Source organism: Paraburkholderia sediminicola, assembly GCF_046030555.1.
Taxonomy (GTDB): domain Bacteria; phylum Pseudomonadota; class Gammaproteobacteria; order Burkholderiales; family Burkholderiaceae; genus Paraburkholderia; species Paraburkholderia sediminicola_E.
The window spans coordinates 74330-85360 of sequence record NZ_JAQQCH010000029.1 but is presented as its reverse complement, the minus strand read 5'-3'; the positions used below and the strand labels follow the sequence as shown (position 1 = coordinate 85360).

Genomic DNA, 11031 nt, shown 5'->3' with positions numbered 1-11031 from the left:
ACGCTAATAGACCACTAAGAAAACAAGGAAAGGCCAACACCGCAAGCGAACAGACGAACAAGTCCCGCGTAGACCACTAAGAAAGCAAGGAAAGGCCAACACCGCAAACGAACAGACGAACAAGTCCCGCGGACGACCACTAAGAAAGCAGGGAAAGGCCAACGCCACAGGCCAACACAAAAACAAGCGCCGAGCAGGCAAAAAAAACAGAAAAAGGCCAACACCGCAAGCAAACAGACGAACAAGCCCCGCGCAGGGAACAAAAAAACCAAACCCACCTGCACGTCCCATGCCAAACCAAAAAAACTGAAACTCCCACATGATAAGTTCGTCTGACGCGAACAGACCCTCTACAATCGGAAACGACCGGGCATCACCCAGTAGCAACCGAAACTGAAAGTGAACGCAAAAGCGAACCCATAGGAGCGACCCTGATGCAGCAGCCAGAAGCCCTCGGCGGCCTGTCCCACTCGGGTGGAATCGACCACCACGAACCCGAGCCGGACGGCGCATTCATCCCGACGGAAAATCTCAACGTCGCGAGCGCCACCCAGCATGTGCTGAAGTCTGGCGACACCTTTATCGTCAACGACCCCCTCGGGGATATCACCGGCCATGACGACGGCCTGTTCGTCAACGACACACGCGTCCTCTCGCAACTACGCCTCACCTTCGGTGGCCGCGCACCGTCGCTGCTGTCGGGCAGCGTCAATAGCGACAACACGTCGTTCACCGCGCACCTGACCAACCGCCCGCTGCCACCACTCGGCGGCGACAGCACGCCCGAAGGCGTGATCCACGTCGAGCGTGTACGTGTGCTCTCAGGCACCGTCCTCAACGAAGCCATCGAACTCACCAACTACGGCACGAGCGACGCTGTCGTGCCGCTCTCGATCTCGTTCGCCAGCGACTTCCGCGACATGTTCGAAGTGCGCGGTCTCAAGCGCGACAAACAGGGCCGAGTCGAACCGGCACGTGTCGAGAACCGCGAAGTGCTACTCGGCTATATCGGTCTCGATGACGTGGCGCGCAATGTGCAGATCGCCTTCTCGCCAGAGCCGGACAAGCTCTTCGCCGATCGCGCCGACTACACCGTCAAGCTGCCGGCGCAAGCGTGCGTGTCGATCTATCTGTCGGTCGCGGTGAAAGTGGTCCCGCAAGCCAACAAGCCCGCCCCGGGCGTCGCACAACCCACTCACGCGGTGAGCGAAGCCCATCTATCGCAAATCGATGCGGAGCGTCCGCGCGTTGGCCGCGCCGCAGTGCGCGCCGCGCTGGTCGACGCCCACCTGGTGATGCGTGAGCGGCGCCGCGTCACCGCGCGGGTGCGTTCGAGCAATCCGCTTTTCAACGCGTGGATCGATCGCTCGCTCGCCGACCTGGGTCTGCTGACTACGGATCTCGCCACCGGTCCGTATCCCTACGCCGGCATCCCGTGGTTTTCAACGCCGTTCGGCCGCGATGCCGTTATCACGTCGTTGCAGACATTGTGGCTGCAACCGAATCTGGCTGCAGGTGTGCTGCGCTTTCTCGCCGAACATCAGGCACGCGAGAATTCGCCGTTTCGTGACGCCGCGCCCGGCAAGATCATGCATGAGATGCGCAAGGGCGAAATGGCCGCCACCGGCGAAGTGCCTTTCGCGTTGTACTACGGCGGCGTCGACACCACGCCGCTGTTCATCGTGCTGGCCGGCGCCTATGCGGCACGCACGGGCGATCTCGCTCTGATCGATGAATTGTGGCCGGCGCTGGAGCGCGCGGCGCAGTGGGTCGCGGGTGTCTGCGACAAGAACCGATACGGTCTGCTGGACTACCAGCGCGAATCCGATGGCGGTCTTGCGAATCAGGGCTGGAAAGACAGTCACGATTCGGTCTTCCATGCCGACGGCCGTTTTCCCGACGGTCCCATCGCACTCGTCGAAGTACAGGCGTATGCGAGCGCGGCATTCGACACCATGGCGCATTTCGCAACGCTGCGCGGTCTGCACGATCCGGCCAGGCAATACAGCGAGCGCGCGAAGAAAATCCGTCAGTGCGTCGAAGACAAGTATTGGATGGAAGAGTCCGGCTTCTACGGTATCGCGCTCGACGGCCACGGCGAACTGTGCCGCGTGATGGCGTCGAATGCGGGCCACTTGCTGGCCTTCGGTCTGCCCTCGCGTGAGCGTGGCGAAGCAGTCGTGCACGCGCTCGACTCCACGCTGTTCCATACCGGCTGGGGCGTGCGTACGCTGGCTGCGAGCCAGGCGCGCTTCAACCCGATGGCATATCACAACGGTTCGGTCTGGCCGCATGACAATGCGCTCTGTGCCCGCGGTCTGTCACGCTACGGCGGCAAGGCGGCGGCCGTGCGACTGTTGCAGGCGCTATTCCAGGCGGCAGTCAATTTCGACATGCGCCTGCCCGAGCTGTTCTGTGGTTTCCCGCGGCGGCGCGGCGAACCGCCTACCGCCTATCCGGTCGCCTGTCTGCCGCAAGCCTGGGCGGCGGGCTCGCCGTTCATGATGCTCGAAGCCTGTCTGGGCATGACGATCGACGCGGCCCGGGGCGAGGTCGTGATCGAACAACCCATGCTGCCCGAGGGCATCGACTGGCTCGAAGTCGGCGATCTCAAGGTGGGTGATTCGTCGGTGTCGATCACGTTCAGGCGAATCGGCGACAAGGTGGTCGCATCGGCGGCCGAGCAGGGCGATGTACGGGTGGTCGCGCTTCTCTAGGCGCCTGCTGCAAACACGCTGGAAGTTCTGTTGGATGCGATGCACCGGGTGGTAACATTTGTTGTCATCCTTATCGACCGTTCGCCCGGTATATCGCATGCCAGACAGTTTCGACCAGCTTGCCGCCCTGATCCGGGCGCGCTTCTCCGAACTGAGTCCACAGTTCCAGATGGGAGCAGGGTTCCTGCTCGATCATCCTGACGAAGTCGCGGTCTCATCGATGCGCAAAGTGGCCGAGCGCGCGCAGGTGCAACCCGCCTCGCTGGTACGCCTGTCGCAACAATTGGGTTTTCCCGGCTGGAACGAATTGCGCAACCTGTTCGTTGCACGCGTGCGCACGCGGCCCGAGCCGCTCACTAGCCGCGCCCGTTCGCTCGTCAAATCGAAAGATGCGCTGGCCAACGATCTGCTGGCCGCGCAACAACACAATCTGGAAGTCACTGCCGCGCACAACGGCCGCATGATCGTCGAAGCGGCGCGTCTGCTGCGGCGCGCGTCGCATGTGCACGTCGCGGGCTTTCGCTCCTGTTATGCGGTGGCGTTCGGGCTCATCTACGGCTATCGGCTGTTCCGTTCGTCCGTGTCGCTGCTCAACGGCGAAGCCGGCACGCTCGAGATGCAATTGCGCACGATCGAACGTGACAGCGCGACCATCGTCATCAGTTTTGCGCCGTATTCAGTCGAAGCGGCGCGCGTAGCCGAAGCGGCGCTGGAAAAGGGCAGCAAGCTGATCGCAATCACAGACAGCGCGGTGTCGCCGATCGCGTTGAACGCCGATAAGGTGTTGATTTTTTCGCACGAAAGCCCGTCGTTCTTTCCTTCACTGGTGGCGGCCACAGCGATTTCTGAATCGCTCGTCGCGCATCTGCTCGCGCTGGAAGGGGCGGCCGCCGTCGAGCAACTCGGTATCGCCGAACAATCGCTGCATGACAAGGGCGCGTACGTGCCTTGATGTGCTTCGTCTGAGCCAGGTAGATATCTGGCACGGAGCATAAACACGCCATCTGCTTCATCGCCACACCGCTTGACAACAAATGTTGTTTATAAGTATAAACACGTATCGATTGTTGAGTGAGTGTGCGTCGTGGCGTCGAAGCAGGATTTGAGTCTTTTTCAGGTGAGCGGTGAGCCGTATGACATCGGCTACAGGCTGGGCGAACTCGCCAGAGCGGTATTCACCGACTATATGGAACAGAGCAGCGCGTGGCGGGCGGTTCGGCGCTGGCGCGGCGATCCGTTCGTGCAGAAGCTGCGCGATGCGGCCGAAGCGCATTTCCCTGTGCTGCTGGCCGAGCTCGACGGCATGGCGGCAGGACTGGATTGGTCGGCGGAAGACATCTTTTTGTGGAATTGCCGCGGCGAGTTGATTCACAACGCGCCGGATGGTTGCACGACCTTGGCCGTCGTTGAAGGCGATGCGCGTTTCATTGCACACAATGAAGACGGCGATCCCTTTCTGCGCGAGCGTTGCGCTCTGGTAGACGTTCAGCCTGCCGGCAAACCCGGCTTCGTGAGCTTCTATTACCCCGGGTCGTTACCGGGTCATACCTTCGCTGCCAACCGCGCGGGTCTCGTGCAGGCCATCAACAATCTGCGTATTCGCGACCCCGCAACCGGCGTGCCGCGGATGATCCTTGCGCGGGCGGTACTCGATGCGGGGTCTCTCGACGAGGCGCTGCACATTCTGCGCGGCACACCGGCGGCGAGCGGTTTTCATCACACACTCGGTTGCGCAGGGGACGAGCGTATTCTGAGCATCGAAGCAAGTGCACAGCGATGTTCCGTGCAGACGGTGCCCACTATTGCCGGCCATGCGAACCATCTGATTCATCCCGGCTGCGAAGCCGAGGCGCAAATCGTCACCGACTCTTCGCGTGACCGTCAGGCGCGCGTCGGCCATCTGCTGAGCACGTTCGCCAACCCAATCAAGCCGGCTGCGTTGCTCGACGTGTTGCTGGATCGCGCGCCTTCAGGTTTGCCAATCTACCGCGACGACCCGCTCGATCCCGACGACGAAAACACGCTCGCTACGGCGCTTTTCGAAATCGATCGTGCGGGTGTCTCCATGAAAGTTTATCGACAGGGGCAATGCGCGTTCGACACCTTCATCGCACGCATGTCGCCTGCGCAGACCGGCGCCTGAGCAGCCGTCGCAAACAGAAAGGAAAGTGAAACCATGTCCACCGTATTCCATCGCTCGCCGAAGCAGTCGTTGCCAGTGGCTGTCGCCGGTGACGGCATCGAAATCATCGACTCCACGGGCAAGCGTTATATCGACGCCTCGGGTGGCGCAGCCGTCTCGTGCCTCGGCCACAGCAATCAGCGCGTGATCGACGCGATCAAACGGCAGTCGCAGCAATTGCCGTATGCGCACACGTCGTTCTTCACGACCCAGGTCGCCGAGGAACTTGCCGATCGTCTCGTGGCGAGCGCGCCGCAAGGGCTTGAACACGTGTACTTCGTGTCGGGCGGTTCGGAAGCGATCGAAGCCGCGCTGAAACTGGCGCGGCAGTATTTCGTCGAGAAGGGCGAGTTGCAGCGTCGTCATTTCATCGCGCGGCGCCAGAGCTATCACGGCAACACGCTGGGGGCGCTGGCGATCGGCGGCAATGCGTGGCGGCGCGAACCGTTTCTGCCGATCCTGATCGAAGCGCATCACGTGAGCCCGTGTTATGCGTATCGCGAGCAGCGCGCCGACGAAACCGAAGCGCAGTTTGCGCAGCGTCTCGCGGACGAACTCGAACAGAAGATTCTTGAACTCGGGGCTGACACGGTGGCCGCATTCGTTGCGGAAACGGTGGTGGGCGCAACGGCCGGCGCCGTGCCGCCGGTGCGCGAGTATTTCCGCAAGATTCGCGCGGTGTGCGATCGCTATGGCGTGCTGCTGATCCTCGACGAGATCATGTCGGGCATGGGCCGCACGGGCTATCTGTACGCATGCGAAGAAGACGGCATCGCTCCGGACATGCTGACCATCGCCAAGGGGCTCGGCGCCGGCTATCAGCCGATCGGCGCGACGCTGGTCAGCGACAGGATTTACCAGGCGATCGTCGGCGGCTCGGGTTTCTTTCAGCATGGGCATACGTATATCGGCCACGCCACCGCCTGTGCCGCGGCGCTCGAAGTGCAACGCGTGATTGCTGACGACCATCTGCTGCCGAACGTCCAGGCGCGCGGCGAGCAGTTGCGTGGCCGGCTGCGCGAGCACTATGCGCAGCATCCGCATATCGGCGACGTCCGCGGACGCGGCCTCTTTGTCGGCGTCGAACTGGTTCAGGATCGCGCCACCAAAACGCCGTTCGACGCGAAGCTGAAACTGCACGCGGCGATCCGCCGCGAAGCGTTCGCGCGGGGTTTGATGGTGTATCCGATGGGCGGCACCGTCGACGGCAATATCGGCGATCATGTGCTGCTGGCGCCGCCGTTCATCTGCACCACGCGCGACATCGACGAGATCGTCAGCCGGTTGACGGATGCGATCGAAGGCGCGCTAGCCGCTATCTGATGCCCGTTTCATTTCTGCGAGATTTGCGATGACCGAGCGTTTGCCTCACTTCGAACTGTCCGATGCCACGCCTGAACAAAGGGCCGTGCTCGACGAGATCCTGTCCGGCCCGCGCGGCAATCTGAACGGGCCGTTTCTGGGCTGGATTCATAGTCCGGAACTGGCGCAGCAGGCGCAGCGCCTTGGCGCGTTCTGCCGCTATCGCACCGGCTTGCCGTTACGCCTGTCGGAGCTGGCGATTCTGGTGACCGCGGCGCGCTGGCAGGCGCAGGCCGAGTGGTATATCCACTATCCGATTGCTCTCGAAGCCGGTGTGGCCGAAGCGGACGCCGAGGGGATCCGCCAAGGGCAACGCCCGGACTTCACGGACCCCGACGACGCATTGATCCATGACTTCGCGAGCGAGTTGTACGACACCAAACGGGTGTCGGATGCCACCTATAGAAAGGCGGTTGAGCGCTTCGGCCACCAGGTTGTGATCAATCTGGTGGGCCTGCTCGGCTACTACGCCCTCGTGGCGATGACGCTGAACGTGTTCGATATGCGGGCAGTGGGGCAGGAGAGTTTGCCGTTCGCCGAGTAGCGGCCGCATTGCCCGGTTGAGTCTGCATGAGTCCGTACGCCGGCGTCGTCACGACACTGGCACACGGAAGGGCCTATGATGAAGTTCGGTCCACCCCGCGCCTGCAGCGCCGCGCGGCATGCCCCGAAGGAAATCCCTTGGGGGACTCACAACCGATGCCGATACCACGAAAATCCGGGCTGGACCGTTGCTGGCGGCATCACGTAGGGTTGAGGGGCGGTGCGAAGCAAGGCACAAACAGGAGAGAGCGATGAAGCGCAAGGCATCAGCGGTCTGGCAAGGCAACCTGCAAAACGGCAAAGGCTCGATTTCCACCGACAGCGGCGTTCTCAAGGAAACGCAATACTCGTTTGCCACACGCTTCGCGGATGGCATCGGCACGAATCCGGAAGAGCTGATTGCGGCTGCGCACGCGGGTTGTTTCTCGATGGCGCTATCGGCTGAACTGGGCAAGGCCGGCATCACGCCGGAACGTATCGGCACCACGGCAACCGTCACGCTCGACAAGGACGGCGGCGGCTTTTCGATCACCGCAGTGCATCTCGACGTAGCCGTCAAAATCCCCGGCGGCGACAAGGCCGCGTTCGAGAAGGCTACCGCGGACGCCAAGGCGGGCTGCCCAGTTTCCAAAGTACTGAACGCCACTATCACGATGGACGCGAAGCTCGAAACCTGAGCCCGCGGTTCATCCACTGCAGATACCTGCAGGGCCGGCTGGCAGTGGCGGCCAGGCGCCGCCGGCTGGCACTTTCCGTTGGTTTTCGCATTCGCAGTTCGTTTGCCGCGCACTTGCGACTTATTTGCCACGCATTTGCCATTTCACGAAACATAACGACGACCGGGAGCGCGCGGGCGCGGGAACGCCGGTCGTCGTCTTCAATGGAACTGTCGATGACAACGCAAACCGAAAAAGCACAGCAATTCCAGTCATACCACGCAGCGGGTGAGGCTTTCATCATCCCGAATCCGTGGGACATCGGCACCGCGCGATTGTTGGCGCTGGCCGGTTTCAAGGCGCTTGCCACCAGCAGCGCAGGCTATGCGTTTTCGCGTGGCTTGCCGGATAACGCCATCGGCCGCGCGCAGATGATGGTGCATCTCACCGAAATCGCGGGTGCGACCGATTTGCCGGTCAGCGCCGATCTGGAAAACGGTTTTGGCGACGCTCCGGAAGACTGCGCCGAAACGATCAGGCAGGCCGCGGCGGCAGGCGTGGTCGGCGGTTCGATCGAGGATGCGACCGGCCGCGCCGAGGAACCGATCTACCCGTTTGAAGCCGCTGTGGAGCGCGTGCGCGCGGCGGTCGTCGCGGCACGTGCCCTGCCGTTTCCATTCACGCTGACGGCGCGTGCCGAAAACTATCTGGTGGGCCGCCCCGATCTCGACGACACGATCCGGCGCCTGCAGGCCTATCAGGAGGTTGGCGCGGATGTCCTTTACGCGCCCGGCCTGAAGACGCGCGAAGAGATTGCTGCCGTAGTCGGCGCGCTCGACCGGCCGGTCAATGTGCTGATGGGGCTGCAAGGCGTCCTGCTCAGTTTCGACGACCTGCGCTCGCTGGGTGTGCGACGTGTCAGCGTGGGCGGTTCGCTCGCACGCGCGGCGCTGGGCGCGTTTCTTCGCGCGGCGCATGAAATGCACGATCACGGCACTTTTAACTATACGAAGGAAGCCGCTAGCGGCAATGAGATCAACCAGCTGTTCACAACCGCTGCGCAGAAGTGGGGCAAATAGGCGGCCGGGTGACAACTGCATGATGACGCGTGTGCCATAGGCGGCGCCTTGCAAGCCGCACTGCTGGCAAGTAAGCGTCTCAATTACCTTGCGTTATTGAACGCTTAGTCATAATATCCGTTGCATGACGCAATCAGGCAATTCGAAGCAATCCGAGAAAAAAGCGGGCGAGGTCTGCTCTCGGGGCAGGCCGCGCGAGTTCGATACGGATACCGTATTGGCGAGCGCGAGTCAGGTTTTCTGGAATCACGGCTACCACGCCACCTCGATCGACGACCTCTGCAAGGCTACCGGCCTGTTGCGGGGGAGTCTGTACGGCGTATTCGGCGACAAGCACGGCATCATGCTCGCCGCGCTCGATCACTACGCGGAAGGTTCCGTCGCGCGGCTGGCCGAGCGGCTGAACGCACCGGTGGCGCCGGAAGAGGCGCTGCGCAACGCTTTGCTGCATTACGCCCGGGTTGCTTGCGCGCTGATCGGCGAGCGCAGCTGCTTCATCACCAACACCACGCTTGAGATGCAACCCGGCGACGAGGAACTGCGCACCCGCGTCGCGGCAATCCAGCGCCGTATGGCGACTTTGCTGGCGGCGTCGGTGATTCGCGGCCAGGCGAGCGGCGCGTTCAATTCCACGCTCGACGAAAAAGCCGTCGGCGATTTCCTGCTGTGCGTGATGCAAGGGCTGCGCGTATTGGGGCGAGTCGCCCACCAGGAAGATGCGTTGATCGGAATCGTAGACGTCGCCATGCGCGCGCTCGTCTAATTTTTTTACCTAATTCTTGAACGAACAGTCATGAATATAGACGCTGTCAAGCCCGCTCCGGCGGCATTCGTTGGACCCGCGACGCGGCCGGCAGTCGGCGGTGTTGGCGCTGCTGTTTGCCCCGGCGTGGGTGCGGTGGCCGCCAGCGCCGTGGCGGCGGGCGCCGGGAAGGCGGCGTCCGGCTTCGAGCGCCAGGGGTTCGCGCTCGCCGTGCTGTTCGTCGGCGCCTTCCTTGCGCCACTCGACTATTTCATCGTCAACCTCGCGCTCCCGTCGATTCACAACGGCCTGAATGCCACGAATGCGCAACTGCAACTCGTGGTGTCCGCCTACGCGTCCGCGTATGCCGTGCTGCTGATCACGGGCGGACGATTCGGCGACCTGTTCGGCCGGCGCCGCATGTTCATGACGGGGATGGCGGCGTTCGTGGTCGCTTCCGCGCTGTGCGGCTTCGCCACCAGCGGCCACATGCTGGTGATCTCGCGGATCGTGCAGGGCATCGCGGCCGCGATCATGGCGCCGCAGGTGCTCGCGACCATTCGCGCGGTGGTGCCGCTGCATCGGCAGACCAAGGTCATGAGCCTCTACGGTTTCGTATTCGGGCTTTCTTCGATCGTCGGACAACTGGGCGGCGGCGCGCTGATCACCTATCACCCGTTCGGGCTCGACTGGCGCATCATTTTTCTGATCAACATTCCGATCGGCATCGTGGCCTTCGTTGGCACGTGGAAGTTCGTACCGGAAAATCAGCCGGCCACGAGTACCGGCATCGACCTGAAGGGCGTCGCACTACTTTCAACGGTGTTGCTGCTGGTCATCTATCCGATGACGCACGGCCGTGAAGCCGGCTGGCCGGCGTGGACCTTCGTGATGTTCGCGCTTGCCGTGCCCGCGTTCGCGTTTTTCGTGGCGACCGAGCGGCGCGTCGAGCGCGGCGGTGGCCATCCGCTGGTGGATCTGCAATTGTTCCGCAACCCGGCCTTCTCCTTGGGTCTGGTGCTCGCGTTTCTGTTCTACTGCAACAGCGCGTTTTTCCTGACCTACGGGATCTTCCTGCAAACCGGTTTGCACTGGACGCCGCTCGCCTCGGGTATGGCCATCATGCCGTTTGCGATCGGCTTCGTGATTGGGCCGCTGACGTCGCCCGCGGTGGTCAGGCGCATTGGCGGCCATGTGCTGGCGCTCGGCTTCTCGATGATGACAGTCGGCTTCACGGTGACGGGCTGGTCGGCGACCCATGCCGCTACGCCGGACCTGCTGTTCTATTGCGGACTGGTGTGCGCGGGTGTCGGTCACGGGCTGCTGCTGCCGTCGATTATGCGCATCGTGCTACTGGAAGTCGCGCCGGAGAAGGCGGGGCTCGCCTCAGGTGTAGTGTCGTCGACATTGCAGATCGGCTCGGCGTTCGGCACGGCAGCGATCAGCGGGGCGTTTTTCGGGGTGATCGGCAGCAACGAGACACCAGGCGCCTATGCGCACGCCTTTCAGCTCAGCCTCGCGATCAACGCGTGTCTGATGTTCGTCTGTATCGGTTTGAGCGTGCTGCTGGTGCGGCATCAGCAATTGGCATTGCGCCGGGCCGCTCAGCCGGTTTGAAAATGGCGGCTGGGAAATCGTTTTCAACGGTGGTCGCTAAAAACTATTATGCACTTTAAACAAAGCCGGTTTGGCGTGGGTGAATTTACCGGTGAGTTTTGCGTTCACAGGTAACTCCGTTTGCGGACAGTTG

At 62.4% G+C, this 11031-nt stretch carries 9 protein-coding genes; all 9 read left to right on the top strand.

The window, feature by feature from the left end; genetic code table 11:
- Positions 1-434: 434 nt before the first annotated feature.
- The 9 genes from PQQ52_RS30080 (at position 435) to PQQ52_RS30040 (ending at position 10898) form a co-directional block, all read left to right on the top strand.
- On the top strand, positions 435-2717 hold the full coding sequence (locus PQQ52_RS30080) for an amylo-alpha-1,6-glucosidase (RefSeq protein ID WP_408219745.1): 2283 nt from the start codon (positions 435-437) through the stop codon (positions 2715-2717).
- A 97-nt stretch (positions 2718-2814) separates the two neighbouring features.
- Entirely contained in the window at positions 2815-3669 is an 855-nt protein-coding gene (locus PQQ52_RS30075; protein WP_408219742.1) for a MurR/RpiR family transcriptional regulator, read from the top strand.
- Positions 3670-3819: 150 nt separating this feature from the next.
- Positions 3820-4860 carry a C45 family autoproteolytic acyltransferase/hydrolase gene (locus PQQ52_RS30070; RefSeq protein ID WP_408219739.1) on the top strand — a complete coding sequence of 347 codons (1041 nt, stop codon included), beginning with the start codon at positions 3820-3822 and terminating at the stop codon, positions 4858-4860.
- A gap of 33 nt (positions 4861-4893) precedes the next feature.
- On the top strand, positions 4894-6222 hold the full coding sequence (locus tag PQQ52_RS30065) for an aspartate aminotransferase family protein (RefSeq protein WP_408219736.1): 1329 nt from the start codon (positions 4894-4896) through the stop codon (positions 6220-6222).
- A gap of 28 nt (positions 6223-6250) precedes the next feature.
- Positions 6251-6805, top strand: coding sequence for a carboxymuconolactone decarboxylase family protein (locus PQQ52_RS30060; RefSeq protein ID WP_408219734.1), 555 nt, complete (start codon positions 6251-6253; stop codon positions 6803-6805).
- Between the two features lie 250 nt (positions 6806-7055).
- The gene (locus PQQ52_RS30055; protein WP_408219731.1) at positions 7056-7481 is read left to right on the top strand and encodes an OsmC family protein; all 426 of its coding nucleotides are present in this window, start codon (positions 7056-7058) and stop codon (positions 7479-7481) included.
- Positions 7482-7696: 215 nt separating this feature from the next.
- A complete protein-coding gene (locus PQQ52_RS30050) occupies positions 7697-8539 on the top strand; it encodes an isocitrate lyase/PEP mutase family protein (protein ID WP_408219729.1) in 843 nt (280 codons plus the stop codon).
- A gap of 124 nt (positions 8540-8663) precedes the next feature.
- Positions 8664-9302, top strand: a complete 639-nt coding sequence (locus PQQ52_RS30045; RefSeq protein WP_408219727.1) for a TetR/AcrR family transcriptional regulator — start codon at positions 8664-8666, stop codon at positions 9300-9302.
- Positions 9303-9332: 30 nt separating this feature from the next.
- On the top strand, positions 9333-10898 hold the full coding sequence (locus tag PQQ52_RS30040) for an MFS transporter (RefSeq protein WP_408219724.1): 1566 nt from the start codon (positions 9333-9335) through the stop codon (positions 10896-10898).
- Positions 10899-11031 lie beyond the last annotated feature (133 nt).